The 14,705-nt window shown below is 47.1% G+C and carries 15 protein-coding genes; 8 read left to right on the top strand and 7 right to left on the bottom strand.

The window, feature by feature from the left end:
* The first annotated feature begins 70 nt into the window (after positions 1–70).
* Entirely contained in the window at positions 71–508 is a 438-nt protein-coding gene (locus K4H28_RS08465; RefSeq protein WP_221004792.1) for a helix-turn-helix domain-containing protein, read from the top strand.
* Between the two features lie 58 nt (positions 509–566).
* Positions 567–857 carry a hypothetical protein gene (locus K4H28_RS08460; RefSeq protein WP_221004791.1) on the top strand — a complete coding sequence of 97 codons (291 nt, stop codon included), beginning with the start codon at positions 567–569 and terminating at the stop codon, positions 855–857.
* A gap of 87 nt (positions 858–944) precedes the next feature.
* Here the strand turns inward: K4H28_RS08460 and K4H28_RS08455 are convergent, their stop codons facing one another.
* A complete protein-coding gene (locus K4H28_RS08455; protein ID WP_221004790.1) occupies positions 945–1,259 on the bottom strand; it encodes a helix-turn-helix domain-containing protein in 315 nt (104 codons plus the stop codon).
* A 90-nt stretch (positions 1,260–1,349) separates the two neighbouring features.
* Here K4H28_RS08455 and K4H28_RS08450 point away from each other — a divergent pair, with 90 nt between their 5' ends.
* The 5 genes from K4H28_RS08450 to K4H28_RS08430 all read left to right on the top strand — a co-directional run bounded on the left by K4H28_RS08450 (position 1,350) and on the right by K4H28_RS08430 (position 7,368).
* On the top strand, positions 1,350–1,631 hold the full coding sequence (locus K4H28_RS08450; protein WP_221004789.1) for a helix-turn-helix domain-containing protein: 282 nt from the start codon (positions 1,350–1,352) through the stop codon (positions 1,629–1,631).
* A gap of 303 nt (positions 1,632–1,934) precedes the next feature.
* Entirely contained in the window at positions 1,935–2,912 is a 978-nt protein-coding gene (locus K4H28_RS08445) for an RES family NAD+ phosphorylase (protein WP_221004788.1), read from the top strand.
* A gap of 110 nt (positions 2,913–3,022) precedes the next feature.
* Complete coding sequence (locus K4H28_RS08440; RefSeq protein WP_221004787.1) at positions 3,023–6,721, top strand: SIR2 family NAD-dependent protein deacylase; 3,699 nt, start codon at positions 3,023–3,025, stop codon at positions 6,719–6,721.
* A gap of 71 nt (positions 6,722–6,792) precedes the next feature.
* Complete coding sequence (locus K4H28_RS08435; RefSeq protein ID WP_221004786.1) at positions 6,793–7,119, top strand: type I restriction endonuclease; 327 nt, start codon at positions 6,793–6,795, stop codon at positions 7,117–7,119.
* A gap of 9 nt (positions 7,120–7,128) precedes the next feature.
* A complete protein-coding gene (locus tag K4H28_RS08430; RefSeq protein ID WP_221008000.1) occupies positions 7,129–7,368 on the top strand; it encodes a type I restriction endonuclease in 240 nt (79 codons plus the stop codon).
* 342 nt (positions 7,369–7,710) lie between these two features.
* Here K4H28_RS08430 and alaS read toward each other — a convergent pair whose 3' ends face one another.
* The gene (alaS, locus tag K4H28_RS08425; RefSeq protein ID WP_221004785.1) at positions 7,711–10,326 is read right to left on the bottom strand and encodes an alanine--tRNA ligase; all 2,616 of its coding nucleotides are present in this window, start codon (positions 10,324–10,326) and stop codon (positions 7,711–7,713) included.
* 276 nt (positions 10,327–10,602) lie between these two features.
* On the opposite strand from alaS, the gene K4H28_RS08420 reads away from it, so the two are divergent.
* Positions 10,603–11,058, top strand: coding sequence for a glycine zipper 2TM domain-containing protein (locus tag K4H28_RS08420; RefSeq protein ID WP_221004784.1), 456 nt, complete (start codon positions 10,603–10,605; stop codon positions 11,056–11,058).
* 109 nt (positions 11,059–11,167) lie between these two features.
* Here the strand turns inward: K4H28_RS08420 and K4H28_RS08415 are convergent, their stop codons facing one another.
* From K4H28_RS08415 to K4H28_RS08395, 5 genes are read right to left on the bottom strand one after another with little or no spacing between them, the layout of a single operon-like run.
* The gene (locus K4H28_RS08415; RefSeq protein WP_221004783.1) at positions 11,168–11,593 is read right to left on the bottom strand and encodes a nuclear transport factor 2 family protein; all 426 of its coding nucleotides are present in this window, start codon (positions 11,591–11,593) and stop codon (positions 11,168–11,170) included.
* A complete protein-coding gene (locus K4H28_RS08410) occupies positions 11,590–12,372 on the bottom strand; it encodes an SDR family NAD(P)-dependent oxidoreductase (RefSeq protein ID WP_221004782.1) in 783 nt (260 codons plus the stop codon). Before K4H28_RS08410 ends, K4H28_RS08415 begins: the two co-directional genes overlap by 4 nt.
* A 2-nt stretch (positions 12,373–12,374) precedes the next feature.
* Entirely contained in the window at positions 12,375–12,899 is a 525-nt protein-coding gene (locus tag K4H28_RS08405; RefSeq protein ID WP_221004781.1) for a DUF3833 domain-containing protein, read from the bottom strand.
* Complete coding sequence (locus tag K4H28_RS08400) at positions 12,896–14,176, bottom strand: MFS transporter (RefSeq protein WP_221004780.1); 1,281 nt, start codon at positions 14,174–14,176, stop codon at positions 12,896–12,898. Before K4H28_RS08400 ends, K4H28_RS08405 begins: the two co-directional genes overlap by 4 nt.
* Positions 14,173–14,703, bottom strand: coding sequence for a chalcone isomerase family protein (locus K4H28_RS08395; protein WP_255573480.1), 531 nt, complete (start codon positions 14,701–14,703; stop codon positions 14,173–14,175). Before K4H28_RS08395 ends, K4H28_RS08400 begins: the two co-directional genes overlap by 4 nt.
* Positions 14,704–14,705 lie beyond the last annotated feature (2 nt).

Below are 14,705 nucleotides of genomic sequence, written 5' to 3'. Positions count from 1 at the left end.
AAATAGAGGCCTAGAAACCTTTATCTCAATTGATTGCATTTTGATTCAAAAAAGACGGAAATGAAAACAAATGAAACAAGACGGAGCGACGGACGGCATGTTTTTGCCGCATGGCGATGGGTTTGGAGAACGTCTACGAGCGGAGCGCTTGGGTATTCGACTAAGCCAGCAAGAATTTGCAGATCTTGGTGGGGTTTCCCGACCAGCTCAAGCCAATTACGAAGCTGAAAAACGAGAGCCATCCCTTAGCTACTTATCTGCAATTTCTCAAAGAGTAGATGTCTTATATGTCATAAATGGTCAACGTGCCTCAAAGCAGAAATGCGAAGTTGATGAAAAACTAATTGAGATGATCTTAGAGACCATTGACGATTGGGCTCAACAAGAAAATCGTGAGATACCAAGGGTAAACTTGTCGCAATTTTTGTCTTTATTTATCAATCAAGCGTTGAATTTTGGCGGACTGGAACCCAAAGGAATGGCACAGGTACTGCGTCTTGTTAAGTGATTCTTGAAGCACCAAAACAAAAAATATATTATAAAAAATCACCTTAAGGGGCATGCAAATGATCAAAGATCGCGAGAATTTCCGCAAATCCATGGAAGCTCAACTTGATGAACTTGGAAAAACACTTCCTCATCGTTCGCAAGCCAGTACTCGCAAAAAATCGAAAGTCCACTTTGGTTTCGGCATGATGATGTGCGGTATTTTTTGCGCGATTGTTGCATCTCAAACCTCTGCGCCCTGGGGATATGCTTTATTCTTATCTGCTGGTTTAATATCTCTGATTGTTGGTGCTTATTTTGTTGATTCGGGGCGAAATAGCGATCTGAAGTCAGATAAAGATGTATTTTAGAATTCTTATTCTAATTCCATGAATATTAGTTTAACGACAATATGAAGTGATACCTTATTAAAAGCCAAACCTGCAGAAGCCATAAAATTAACCATTAGTGAGCCGCCCCAAAAACTCCAGCACAGCAATCTTCTTCGTCGAGTCAAGCTTGTGCATCGCCTCAACAATCTTCGCTTCCAGCTCATCTTCGCAGTAAAAATACGCCACGGGCACATCCAATACCTCAGCAATCCGCTTAAGGGTATCAAAGTCTGGCGTGTGCTTTCCTCGTTCGTATTGATTCATCCGTGCGCTCGCATTGCCTGCCTCTAGCCCGAGTAATTCACCAAGCTTTTGTTGGCTCAGATTATTGTTGGTGCGGGCTTCTTTGAGGCGTTGGGGGATGGGACAAATCGAAGGCATGCAATTGCCGTTGGCGAGAGAATCATGCCTAAGATTTTCTTAGTATCGCCCCATAAGGTATACTAAGGATTTCTTAGTAATCAAGCGATCATGAAGAATATATATGAAAATCACTTCAAGATTGAGGTGTTGCAGTACCTTGGTAAAGGCAACAAAATTGCCAAAGCATCACGTAAGTTCAATGTTCATCCATCCACCATTTATGCGTGGACTCAAATCGGTATTGAGGGCTTCCTTTCTCGTGGTTCGGTGCGGACAAGCCCAGTACCGGAGCCAACTGCATCTACCGCTTTGGCGCGAAGGATGCAGCAGCTTGAACAAGAAAACGCCGTACTGCGGCAAGCCGCAAAATTGTATTTTATGTACAGCTAATCATCTCGGTTTCGCCCTCCCCAAATCACGCCATTTTCTTTAATCCAAATGGGTTGAGATGTGGCGTTCTGCTTTGTAATCCGTCCTAATCCATTCATTCAACTTCAATATGCATTTTAGTCATCGATTGCACGATGATCCAGTACTCTTAAATGACATTCCCGTTGCTTTCCCCTGTGTAAGCCTACTGTTATAGAGTAAGATTACTCGCTAAAATGGCTGAAAGTCATATCACCTGATTTCAGCTTATGTGAATATACCATTCACTTTGCTCGAATCTTATTTATTGGACGTTGAAAGTTAATGCCAGAAGTTGAATATGAAGATAAATATTGGTTTGAAGAGCTTTTTTATCGGGATGTTGAGTCATGGATGAGTGCCGACATTGCATGCTGCGATCATTGCTACGATGATTTTTTAGCTTCGTGGCCGTTGGCTTACGGAGCAGAGGATGCAAAATTCCAATGCAATAGCATTGACATGGATTCGTTTTACAGCGGCTCACGACTTCAAGACTGCTACACCAAAGATGAATTTGATTATTTCATCAAAAAGATAGAATGCCCAAGGTGTGGCAGTCCATTGAAATACAACATCTGGTGTTATGAATTGCCATTCATGGTTGACCCCGAGTTTGAGCAGCATGCTGTCGAGCTGGATCGAGTCAGAAAAGAAACGCCTTTTTTGCTACTAACCAATCCATTTGCACAAAAAGTGCATACAGCAATCTGTGAACTCGGTTCAACGTACACACCTGAAATAGTATTGGCCCCGTTGTTTCGTGCGAGAGCAATTGACCCCAAGGTAAAGACAGAGTGGTTAGCAACTGAATTTAGCTACCCGCCAAAAGAATATGTGGGTGAAGGCCGCTATAACCACGCAGGATTACCTGCGTTGTATTTGGCCAGTGATGCGCAAACATGCTTTTATGAGTTAAGAAACGTAGATTGCATGATTGCAAAATTGACCATTACGCAGCCGTTGAAAATTTTGGATCTCACCCGTGAGTATGGCCGAGACGAAGAAGAGCATGAGTCGCTATTTAGCACTTTGGCATATTCAGCGTTTATGAGTGCTCGGCAAGATGAAACCGGTTGGCACAAGCCAATGTACGTGTTTACCCGATTTGTACGAGATTGCGCACTGCAAGCGGGTTTTGATGCAATCAAATACCATTCAACGCGATCAAATAGCAGTTTTAATATTGTTTTGCTTAGCGATAATAGTGTTCCGTTGGAATCCATTGTGATTGAGGAGTGGAGTAACTACCCTACGTTATAGTAAAAGATATACCAGTAAGGGTATTCTGCTATACGCCTATTTTAAAAATAGTTATGCGTATATACGTCCCGTATTGCGGGTGTTTTTGTGGTTCATCTTGTGAATAAACTATGACTAAAATAAGCGACCTTTCCGACTACCCTGCAATTAAAAAATTAGCGTCTGCCCTTCATAAATTTGATGCTAGCCAACATGGTGCAGCCATCATGATTGGCGCAGGCTTTAGTCGTAGCGCTGCATGTCACGTCGGCGGCGAAAAGAAAATGTCACTGTGGAATGATTTCAGCAAAAAGCTTGTTGCAGAACTCAGCCCCAATGATAAGAATCACAGTTTTTCTGATCCCTTACGCGTAGCGGAGGAATATCGAGCTTACTTTGGGCAAGCAGCATTGAACGACCGAGTTCGCTCCGAAATCGACGACGAGGCGTGGAGAACCGGAGCGCTTTACCAGTCACTGTTGGAGTTGCCATGGTCAGAAATCATGACTACCAATTGGGATACACTATTGGAACGCGCGTGCAAAGATGTTCACGGTCCTTATTACACCCCAGTCACCAAGCCAGCAGATCTGTCATGGGCACCATCTCCGCGCATTGTTAAGCTTCACGGTACCATCGGAATCACCGACACTTTTATTGCTGCACAAGAAGATTACCGAACGTATCCAGCAAAATTTGCGCCATTCATTAATTTTGCACGGCAAGTATTTATCGAAAATGAGCTTTGTTTACTGGGTTTTTCTGGCGACGACCCCAATTTCTTGCAATGGGCTGGTTGGGTGCGCGATCAATTAGCCGATCATGCGCGGAAAATTTATCTGGTTGGCGCTTTAAATCTAACAGCAGCGCAGCGCAAGTATCTGGAGTCGATCAACGTCGCCCCGATAGATTTGTGGGATTTAGTGAAACATATTGATGATCGTGATCTCAGGCATCAAAATGCGACTGAATCGTTTCTGCTGGCAATGAAAGACGAAGGCTGCTCCAAAACGACTCCTCATGAGTGGTCACCAAGTAATTTACATCGTTCGCAAGTTACTTCAGATGACCACACTCGCACATACAAAGAACATGAATACGCAGCCACGCTGTTAAAAGGGCAGCTAGATGCATTAAAAAGTGATCGAGAGTCCTATCCTGGATGGTTGGTATGCCCTCCAGCACTGCAGTGGCAGATACGTTCTCAACTATGTGATCCATATCCCAGTGCAAATAACATTGCAGCGCTTGACGAGGCAGATCGAGCCAAGTTGGTTTACGAAATAGCATGGCGATATAACATTACTTTTGAGTACATTGCGCCTTGGCTTATGGAAACCCTTTTCCAATTTGCCAACCCTGATCAGCCATGCGCGATCAGTAAACGACAACAATTGGAAATTGCCTTATTACTGCTTAAAAACAGTCGATGGCTAAATGCTGATGACGATGCGGGCAAGGCAGTAGTTCAAGAACGTATACACGCACTGATCAGCGTATTAGAAAAACATGCGCAGTATCTGCCAGATGCCGGAGCCGAATTAGCCTACCATCGAGCCCTTGTTGCTAGGGATGCGTTGAATTATGCAGGCATGGAAGTCGAGCTTGGAAAAATCATTGGCGAAGATCCCATTTGGAAAGTACGCCAAGCGGCATTGCTAATGGCTTTGGGGAGGTTTGATGAAGGAACTCAATTAATCAGCAAGGCTTATGGCGAATTACGTGAAAGCTACCGCCGTGATCGTAACTCTATCTCTACCTTATCGCGCCTAACCTGGGTTCATTGGTTACTAAAATCAGCTCGAAGTGCTAGATTTGATCAAGAAGGGACTGAAAAGCTTCCTGCATTTGCTGAAAGTGTGTATCGAAAATGGAGATGCGATCCATGGCGCTGGATCGAAGAGATTCAAGAAAAACTTCGAAAGCGGCAAGAAGAATTCATTAAAAAACAAAACCCAATTGAACCTTCATTTACACAAGGCCACTATCGGGACAACTCAAACCAGTATTCAATCAGTAATGAAACAGCCGAGTTTTTCCTGATGGAAGGATTGACCAGAAGCGTTGGTATTCCTTTGCGTTCTGGCCGAGCGTTAATAAACGTAGATCTACTCGCTTGGGCTGTTGAAAAATTGATGTTATCTGGCGGTGTCGGAATAGAGCTATGGAACTATACCTTAGCAATTCGCGCTGCTAACAGTGAAACTTCGCCAACAATCAAAGATTTTTTTACTCGGATCGGTGTTGCTAGAGCATCAAAAGATGTTGTGGATATTTTGATTGATCGTATTTTGATCGCGATTGATTACTGGCGAAAACTGCGGGGCAATGGCACCGATGAGCAGCAAGACCATGCACTTTCTGTTTTACTGGTTCTAATTGAGGTATTAGCACGTCTAGCTATTCGAGTACCTACAGAAAAGGCCAAAGAAATTTTTAGGTTGGCTCTCTCACTCGGGCAACAGTCGAACTTGCAACATTTCTGGTTGTTTGAAGTCATCGGCTCTCTACTAACTCATTCGCTAATAAGCATTCCAGCGATAGATCAGGGGGGGTTATTGGCAAATACGTTAGTGTTTCCCTTGGCCCTTGAAGTGCCAACCAGCGATGGAGATCGCTGGCCAAATCCCGTGATTCATCACATCAACGAGCGTAATGATTGCCCCGGATTAGAAAAACGTATCGGCGAACTAATCAATGCTGTAGCAACGGACGAGTCTACATCGAGCTCCGCTGCCATATTGAGGCTTTTACCCTTAGTTGAAAAAGAAGGTTTTCTGACGCAATTAGAGCAAACAAAATTAGCAGATGCAATTTGGGGAAGCAAGCCGGAATACCAATTATTGCCAAACGTAGCAAACTTATATCCTCATGCCTATCTACTCCTACCTTCAGAGGACAATGCACAAGTCAGATCATTGATTTATCGTTATTTGTATGAACATAACGAGGATATTTTAACTGATACTCAGAAAGAACTGCGTAGCTACCCATCCCCAGAAATTCAGCGAGCGGTCTTGATTTTATCAGGAATGGTAAATGCCGCTGTGAATGTGAAAACACATCTGTTTCCTACACCAGAACAGGCATTAATCTTGTTTGATCGCCTGGTGCAATGGCGACCATTCAAAGTCGATACGGATTATTTAGGAGCTGCTCGCAACAATCAAAAGCAGTTAGCTGAAAGTATTGGTAATGCACTTTCCTCCGCAATTGCACCGGCACTCTCCAGCGAAGCGAAAACTAATCAGCGATTTGAGCAATTACAGGCTTTTTACTCTCAAATTGATGAGGCCATTACCGCTCTCCCTGCGTTAATTTACTTTACAGAAATTGATGAGCAGATAGCCTATTCCGTTGAAAAGAATATTAAAAAGGCTTTGCAGAGTTCAGATGCCGTTGCCGTGATTTACGCGGCCTTTGCTCTGCAAAAATGGATGGGGCAATCAGGAGCGGCAACCTCGTTGCAGCTTAAAAGCTTGATTTCAAGATTAATCGTTATTATCGAATCAGGTCGCATGGTGGGGTTGCAACAATTACTTTGGATTTCAGGTGAGCTGTACAAAGAACAATTTTTATCTGCTGAGCAAGTTGCAACGCTGACAGAGGCCATTCCTGATGTCTTTAATGCAGCAACCTACGCCAATATTGATCCAAAAAGTAGGGAGGCTGTTAATTCATCCAGTATTCGGGAAGCATGCGTGAAATTGGCTAAAATACTTGTCGGCCAACTACCGGAAAACCCTGCACTACAGGCGTTACTTGCAGAGGCCTCAGTTGATGCTCTTCCAGAAGTTCGTTTTGCAATTGACTCAATTAAGGAGTTTTAAATTCATGCGAACTTATTGAATTTTTCTTTAAATATTAAGCTGCAACTTCAACACTCACATAGACTCTGCGCATGACCAACGACGAATTCGACAAAGTAGAACTGCCCGCACTTGAGCAATTACAAGCCTTGGGCTGGATTTATTTGAATGGCAATGATTTTGCTCCTACGCCCAACGGCGAACGTGAATATTGGCGTGAGGTGGTGCTAGAGAAGCGCTTGCGGGCGGCGATTTTGCGGATTAATCCGTGGATTAGCGATGAAAATCTGCGCAAGGTGATGCGCGAGATTACGCATCCGGTGACGGTGACCTTGATGGAGGCTAACCAAAAACTGTGGCAAACCTTGGTGCATTACCAGTCGGTCGAACAGGATTTGGGGTATGGCCGTCGTGGGTAGACGGTAAAGATCATCGACTTTGACGACATCAGCAATAATGAATTTTTGTGCGTTAATCAGTTCAAAATCGAGGGCATTAATCAGAATGTGATTCCCGATATTGTGCTTTTTGTGAATGGCTTGCCGCTGGCGGTGATTGAGGCAAAATCGCCGTATATCGCCAATCCGATGGAAAGCGGTATCGACCAATTGCGTCTCTATGCCACCTCAAACACCACGACCACCACCCGCACTCTGGAAATCAGTTGAAGCCGTGATTCCAGATTATTGGCATGCAAGGAATGGTTGACGCTGATGGGTGCAGGTTTGGAGGGTTTGAGTTGGTGTCTGCTCATGCTTAATAAATCTTAGAATCAAACCTTATGCAAACCATAGTTCATCCAGACTGATCTAAGTTTTAGGAACACCCTAACTACAATAGTAACTCAACCCCTATTAGTGCAGTTTTAACACCACATTTCAATATTGCGCACATAAAAAATGCCATTCTTAAGGTTAAGAATGGCATTTTAGTTGGTTAGTATTGGTGCATTAGTAGCATTAACCTACACCATATAACAAGGGGTGGCTGTTTGCTTTAATTTACTGCGATTACAGTTTACTCTCCAACCAACTCGCCGCAGCCTGCATAGCTTCTTGCAATTTGGCGGGTTCAGTACCACCCGCTTGGGCAAGATCAGGGCGGCCGCCGCCTTTACCGCCGACGAGTTGCGCAGCAACATTAACGAGTTCACCTGCTTTCACTTTGCTAGTCAAATCAGACGACACGCGGGCGATGAGGCTGACTTTACCATCGGCTACACAAGCGAGTAGGGCGATGCCGCTTTCTAAGCGATCCATCAGCTTATTGCTCATCTCGCGCAAGGTCGCAGCGTCAACGTCTTCGACTACGCTGCCAATGCAACGTACGCCGTTGATAGTTCGCATGCCAACCGCAAGCAGTTGGTCGAGTTGACCGAATGCCATTTGGCCTTTGAGTGCGGTAATTTCTTTTTGCGCCGCTTTCAGGTCAGCTTGTATTTTTTCCAGCTTACCGAGCAATTCACCAGCGTGTGCGCCAACGATAGTCGTTGCTGTTTTGAGTTCAGCATCTTGTGCTTGCACAGCTACGAGTGCAGCAGTTCCGGTAATCGCTTCAATCCGGCGAACGCCTGCAGCAATACCACCTTCAGCAACGATCTTGAATAAGCCAATATCGCCTGTGCGTGTAACGTGCGTACCGCCACACAGTTCGGTTGAGAACTCGCCCATTTTCAATACGCGAACTTCGTCGCCGTATTTCTCGCCGAACAAAGCCATTGCGCCGAATTTAATCGCGTCGTCGTAGCTCATTAAGCGAACTTGGGCTTCTTCGTTGGCCATGATGACGTGGTTGACCAAGCTTTCGATCTTGGCGATTTCTTCCGCAGTGACCGCTTTCGGGTGCGAGAAGTCAAAGCGTGTGCGCTCTGCATTCACCAAAGAGCCTTTTTGCTCAACGTGCGTGCCGAGCACTTCGCGCAGCGCAGCGTGCAATAAATGCGTTGCTGAGTGATTTCGTTGGCTGGCTTGGCGCTTGGCAATATCGATGCTGGCGGTAACTTCATCGCCCACTTTCAGTGTGCCGCTGATGATTTGGCCTTGGTGACCAAATACATCAGCTTTCACTTTTTGTGTGTCGGTGACATTAAATACGCCAGGGCCAGCAATCACGCCGACATCGCCAGCTTGGCCGCCTGATTCAGCATAAAACGGCGTGTGATCGAGAACAACTACGCCTTCGTCGCCATTTTCAAGCGTTTGTACTTGTTCGCTGCCTTTATACAGCGCCAATACTTTGGCTGAGCGGCTGCTCTCAAGATAGCCGTGGAAGCAAGAAGCCTCGCCTTCGTAGGCCAAGCCTGCCGTCATTTTGAATGAGCCAGCCGCTTTCGATTGCTTGCGTTGTACTTCGAGTGCGGCTTCAAAGCCGGCGATATCGACAGTGACATTGCGCTCGCGGCATACGTCAGCAGTCAAATCGATTGGGAAGCCGTAAGTGTCAGACAATTTGAACGCGACATCGCCATCGAGCACTTGCTTGCCACCAGCCAACACGGTGTCGAGCAAGGCCATGCCGTTGTCAAGCGTGCGGCCGAAGATTTCTTCTTCGTTTTTGAGTGCTTCAACAATATGCGCTTGGCGCTGACGCAATTCTGGATAGGCATCACCCATCACTTCAGCCAATGGCGCAACCAGTTTGTGGAAGAAATAACCTTTTTGACCGAGCTTGTAACCATGACGTACCGCGCGGCGGATAATCCGGCGCAATACATACCCACGGCCATCGTTGGCTGGCAATGCGCCATCGGCGACCAAGAACGCACAAGAGCGAATATGGTCGGCAATCACACGTAGCGATGGCGAATCAGCATCCGCAGCGCCGGTTTCGCGTTTCGCTGCGGCAAGCAGATGTCGAAACAAATCGATTTCGTAATTGGCGTGTACGCCTTGCATGACGGCAGAAATCCGCTCCAAGCCCATGCCGGTATCCACCGATGGTTTTGGCAGTGGATGCAATACACCGGCTTCGTCACGGTTGAATTGCATAAACACGTTGTTCCAGATTTCGATGAAACGGTCGCCGTCTTCTTCAGGCGATCCTGGAGGGCCACCCCAGTGGTGTGCGCCGTGGTCGTAGAAAATTTCGCTACATGGACCACACGGGCCAGTGTCGCCCATTTGCCAGAAATTGTCTGATGCTCCCGGGCCTTTGTTGTCGCCAATGCGAACGATTTTGTCGGCGGGTACGCCGATTTCTTTGTTCCAGATATCGTAAGCTTCGTCATCCGTGGCGTACACGGTGACCATCAGTTTTTCTTTTGGAATGGCGAGCCATTCTGGGCCAGTCAGAAATTCCCATGCGTAGAAAATCGCATCGCGTTTGAAATAATCGCCAAACGAGAAGTTGCCGAGCATTTCAAAAAAGGTATGGTGGCGGGCGGTATAGCCGACGTTTTCGAGGTCGTTGTGTTTACCACCAGCGCGTACGCATTTTTGGCTAGACGTTGCGCGTGTGTACGAGCGTTTATCAAAACCTAAAAATACGTCTTTAAATTGGTTCATCCCGGCATTGGTGAACAAAATGGTCGGGTCATTCAAAGGAATCAAGCTGGAAGACGCCACAATTTGGTGGCCTTTGCTGGCGAAAAAGTCCAAGAACTTTTGGCGAATCTGTGCTGATGTCATGGTTGCCTGAGAGTTAGAAGCAAAACATCGATTTTACGGGAAAAGTGACGCACTCGGTAGTCATGTCAGCATGTGCTGTCATTTCTTTGCCTTTTGGTGGAAAGCAATGCCAATTGAGGCTTTAGCATTGGTTTTCTGATAATCAAGAAATGAGTGTGCTTGTTGCTTGAAAGCTAAATTCAGCAAGCCAAATGATATTCTTGCGTTATAATTAATTAGCATTTTACGCCTCAAGAAATACTTTAAATTTCTCAACAATTGAAAGGTGATCACGAAATGAAAACTCAAATGACTATTTCTGGCCGCATGAAAGCCGGTTTGGCTATGGCTTCTTTAATTTTGTTTGCTGGTTGCGCGACAACGAACGAGCCATTGCAAATTCAGGTGGGTAAGATTGAACAGATTTCTGATGTTCAAATCAGCAGTGGTCGCCAATTGGGCGTCGGTGCGGTATTGGGCGCGGGTGCTGGTGGCTTGTTGGGTTCATTGGTCGGTGGCGGTACAGGCCGTGATCTCGCGATTGTGGCGGGGGCAGTGGGTGGCGCAGTTGCTGGCAGCACGATTGAACGCAATTACAACGACAAAGAGCCAACGCAACAAGTTGTGGTTCGCGTTGAAAGTGGCGTCTTGGTGGTAGTGAATCAACAGCCAGCTGATCGTAGCTTGCGCGTTGGTCAACAAGTCTTTATCGAAGGTAAAGGCAATAACGCGCGCATTGCACCACGTCAATAATTTCATTATTTGATGTAAAAAAGCACGAACGATGTTCGTGCTTTTTTATGGGTATTAATTTGAAGCTATTGTTTGTCAATGCTTGTGTGGATATACACTTATTTAAAGGTCAAGAGTCATGCTTGACTGCAAATTTGCCACGTAACCAGCGGATTGGCGCACCAACGATAGGTAGTTTTTGCAGTAATTCTTCGGCGGCATCCCAATAATCACGGTGCAGCGTGACCAAGCCTGCCTCATTAAACACCAAGTGCGAGCCCCCAACGATTTGGTATGGCTTGCCATTCAGGCTAAATTCAAAAGTCCAAGTCACAAACGCTTGCTGATGCTGCACGATTTGCTCACCAATCACAAAGCGCGGGTTTTCGGTGGTGGCGAACATATGTTTAAAAATGCTTTCAATAGCGGGGATGCCCGTCACATCATTAAATGGATCTTTAAAGCGCGCCGTGGGTGTATAAAACTGCTTGGCATATTGAATCGTATGCGGTGTGAGTGTGCTGTACCAGTTCAGCAGAGGTAGTAGTGTGGTCATGGTGTTTTCACAAATTTGGACAGCAGCGCAAAGCGGCAGCGGTAAGGTAAAAGTTGTAAAAATTTTAGCATTTGCGTAAATCGGCGCGGGAAATGAATTTCAAATTTACCAGCGCTAATGCCCTGCCAAATCGCACTAGCTGCCTGCTCTGGTGTTTGCAACGCGGGCATGGTGAATTCATTTTTAGCTGTTAGATGTGTTTTCACAAAGCCAGGATTGATTAAATACACATTCAATCCTTTGGGGTGCAAGTCACCATACAAAATCTCCGCCAAATTGATCATCGCGGCCTTGCTGGGGCCATACACGCTGGCGTTGGGCAAGCCCATATAGCCCGCTACACTCGCAATCAGGCCAATTCCGCCACTCCCGCGTGCAATCAGGTCGGGCAAAATGGTAGCAAGCCCAGTGTAAACACTGCCCAAATTGATTTGCAGGGTTTGTGCTGCGGTGCTTGGGTTGACTTCCCAAGTGCGTTCGGGGCGGTAATCGGCAGCGCAAAACACGACTAAATCAATCCCACCCATCCGCGAAACGATTTCGGTATAACTACTTTGCCAAGCGGCAGTATCGAGTACATCAAATGGCAGCACCATCGCTTTGGGGTGTTGCTGCGCAACAAGCGCTAATTGGGGTTGGCGACGCGCTGACAAAATCACACTGGCTCCCGCAGCCAAAGCATGTTTCGCGAGCGCTGCACCGATGCCGCTGGACGCGCCAATGAGCCAGACGCGTTGCCCAGCCCAGTGTTCAATAGGGCGATTCAGTGGGGCAAACATGGCTAGTCTCTCTTCTTAAAGAATAAGGTGACTTGACCAAGCTCAAAGCCAAACTTCTGCATGCTAGCGCGATTAAGCATGGATTTATCGTCAATCAGGAACATCCAATCGTCAAACTGCACTTCATAAGTTTTTCCATCTACGGGCAAAAACATTGTGTAGCGCCAGTTCAGTGCATTGCCCGCCACTTTTCCAATGGCTTCGCCTTTAACATCATCGGCCGTGCCGCGCCAACTACCATCTGCGGCTTGCGTTAGCGTCCAGATTCGTTGCTGGGTAGTACCATCGTCGTACTTAAATTGTTCGTCGAGCACGAGTTTGCCGTTGTTGTGTGTGCCAGTGATTTCGACATGGAATCGCTTGACGACTTCGCCGCTGCGTTTTTGAAACATGCCCCATGCATCGGTTTTGCCGACAAAATAATGCACTAAATCCAGCTTGGGCTCGGCTTTTTGATATTGCGCCACATCGGGCGACGCGCAGGCAGTCAGCAGGCCACACAAGGCGGCGATGATTGATTTTTTCATGATGAAACTCCTGCTTGGGTGGTTTTGATACGTGTGAGCAGCAAAAAGGCCACTAATTTAAAGGCGCAAGGTACGCCAGCGTAAACCCACGCCAGCGCCGGTCCTGCTGGAGTTCCCGGTTGATAATCGAGCGCTGCTAAGGCGGGCAGTGCCAAGCCAGACAGCGCCAGTGCTAATTTGCCCAGTAGCGTCCAAACGCCAAAATAACTGGCGGGTGAACTGTCCTTGCGGATGAGTTGCGCTAATAGCACGGGGGGCAAAGCCAAGTCTGCGCCCAGCGCGAGTCCTGCCGCTATGCACACGATCAAATAAGCAATGATGTCACCCGCGCCCAAGGTTGCCGCGCTGCAAAAAGCGATAATCGCCAGCACCATTCCCCAGCGCCATGCACACAAAACGCCGATTTTTTTTGCCGCCATCACCCACAGCGGCAAGCCGATTGCGGCGGCGATAAAATAGCTGGCCAAAAATGCGCCCGCGTAGCTCGGTGCTTGCAACCTATCGTTGATGAAAAACAGCGCCAAGGTCGATGGAATTGCGACTGAAATCGCATTTAAGAAGTAGGGTGGTAATAGCTGGCGAAAGCCTTGATGGGCTTTCATCAAAGTCCAAGTGGCTTGCCAACTAGGCGTTGTTTCGGTGTTCTTGTTGCGCTGCCAAGCAGGGGCAAATTTGAGCAATACAAACACAGCCAACACTAAAATGAGTGCAAAGCCGATGCTGTAGCTGGCTAAGTCGCCACTTAGTGTTGCGGCTGGGCGGCTCATGATCCAGCTTGGGATGACGCTGGCTAAAATGACGCCGAATAGCCCCGCGCCTTCGCGCCACGCGGCCGCGCCCAGCAATCCTTGATCATGACTTCCAGAACCGGCATCAATCCGTGCTCCCCAAGTTAAATAGGCAATATTAAGCATGCTGTGTGCGGTATAAGCTGCAATTAACATGGCAGCAAGCCATAGCGCAAGATACATCGTATCGCCACTCGATACCGGCGGTAACCACAAGCCGAAAAACGCCAAGGCTAAAATCGCTGCGCCACTCCAAAACCACGCCGTGATATTGCCATTGATTCGATCAATCCAGCGACCCAGCAGTGGATCTTGAAAGGTATCAACCATGCGCGCCAAAAATAACACCCAGCCCGTCAGCCCCAGCGCTAAACCCAGTTGCCCACTGTAATAAGCGGGGATTTGCACATAGACGGGCAGCGCCGCCATTGCCAGTGGCAGGCCGAGTAGGCCGTAGCTAGCGTAGGCAAGAGGGCTGGTGGTTTTCATGGCTTGTTGCCTAATAATTGCGCACGCAAATCGGTATCTTTACTGCGCGCATCAAACCAAATGGCAAAAAAAGCTTTGGCAAACTCGGGGTCGCGGATATCGGCCAGTAATTTATTCCGGCTATAAAAGCGGCTGCCTTGGTTTGGGATAAACACGCCGATGAGCTGATCGCCAGACTTTACATCGGTAAAAGCGCGCTGCATTTCGGCTTCCCAACGCTTGAGGGTTTCTGCGCTGTATCGCGTGCCAAAGAGCCGCGTAATTTCGTCCAAACTGGTTTCAACAAATTGCTCGCGGCTGATATTGCGGTGATAAGTTAGCTCCAAAGCAAATGGGGCATTCATATCAAATGGCTTTGTTTCGCTCCACAATTTCGCGGTATAAATCCGCAGACCAAACCAGCGCAAATCGCCGCTTCCTATCGCTTGCGCTTGTGGAATATGTTCACGCCAGATCGCGGCCTGTGCAGGTATAGCGATGCAGGCTAAAGCTAATAATGTCAATAGAGCAATACATGCGCTAAGCATGG

The organism is Deefgea tanakiae (assembly GCF_019665765.1).
In the GTDB taxonomy this organism is placed as follows: domain Bacteria; phylum Pseudomonadota; class Gammaproteobacteria; order Burkholderiales; family Chitinibacteraceae; genus Deefgea; species Deefgea tanakiae.
The sequence above is the reverse complement of the archived record's forward strand: the minus strand, read 5'-3'. Positions and strand labels throughout refer to the sequence as shown.

What these genes read in the sequence shown, in the direction of transcription:
- K4H28_RS08465 (WP_221004792.1), top strand. Translation starts at nt 71, where the DNA reads ATGAAACAAGACGGAGCGACGGACGGCATGTTTTTGCCGCATGGCGAT.
- K4H28_RS08460 (WP_221004791.1), top strand. Translation starts at nt 567, where the DNA reads ATGATCAAAGATCGCGAGAATTTCCGCAAATCCATGGAAGCTCAACTT.
- K4H28_RS08455 (WP_221004790.1), bottom strand. Translation starts at nt 1,259, where the DNA reads ATGCCTTCGATTTGTCCCATCCCCCAACGCCTCAAAGAAGCCCGCACC.
- K4H28_RS08450 (WP_221004789.1), top strand. Translation starts at nt 1,350, where the DNA reads ATGAAGAATATATATGAAAATCACTTCAAGATTGAGGTGTTGCAGTAC.
- K4H28_RS08445 (WP_221004788.1), top strand. Translation starts at nt 1,935, where the DNA reads ATGCCAGAAGTTGAATATGAAGATAAATATTGGTTTGAAGAGCTTTTT.
- K4H28_RS08440 (WP_221004787.1), top strand. Translation starts at nt 3,023, where the DNA reads ATGACTAAAATAAGCGACCTTTCCGACTACCCTGCAATTAAAAAATTA.
- K4H28_RS08435 (WP_221004786.1), top strand. Translation starts at nt 6,793, where the DNA reads ATGACCAACGACGAATTCGACAAAGTAGAACTGCCCGCACTTGAGCAA.
- alaS (WP_221004785.1), bottom strand. Translation starts at nt 10,326, where the DNA reads ATGACATCAGCACAGATTCGCCAAAAGTTCTTGGACTTTTTCGCCAGC.
- K4H28_RS08420 (WP_221004784.1), top strand. Translation starts at nt 10,603, where the DNA reads ATGAAAACTCAAATGACTATTTCTGGCCGCATGAAAGCCGGTTTGGCT.
- K4H28_RS08415 (WP_221004783.1), bottom strand. Translation starts at nt 11,593, where the DNA reads ATGACCACACTACTACCTCTGCTGAACTGGTACAGCACACTCACACCG.
- K4H28_RS08410 (WP_221004782.1), bottom strand. Translation starts at nt 12,372, where the DNA reads ATGTTTGCCCCACTGAATCGCCCTATTGAACACTGGGCTGGGCAACGC.
- K4H28_RS08405 (WP_221004781.1), bottom strand. Translation starts at nt 12,899, where the DNA reads ATGAAAAAATCAATCATCGCCGCCTTGTGTGGCCTGCTGACTGCCTGC.
- K4H28_RS08400 (WP_221004780.1), bottom strand. Translation starts at nt 14,176, where the DNA reads ATGAAAACCACCAGCCCTCTTGCCTACGCTAGCTACGGCCTACTCGGC.
- K4H28_RS08395 (WP_255573480.1), bottom strand. Translation starts at nt 14,703, where the DNA reads ATGCTTAGCGCATGTATTGCTCTATTGACATTATTAGCTTTAGCCTGC.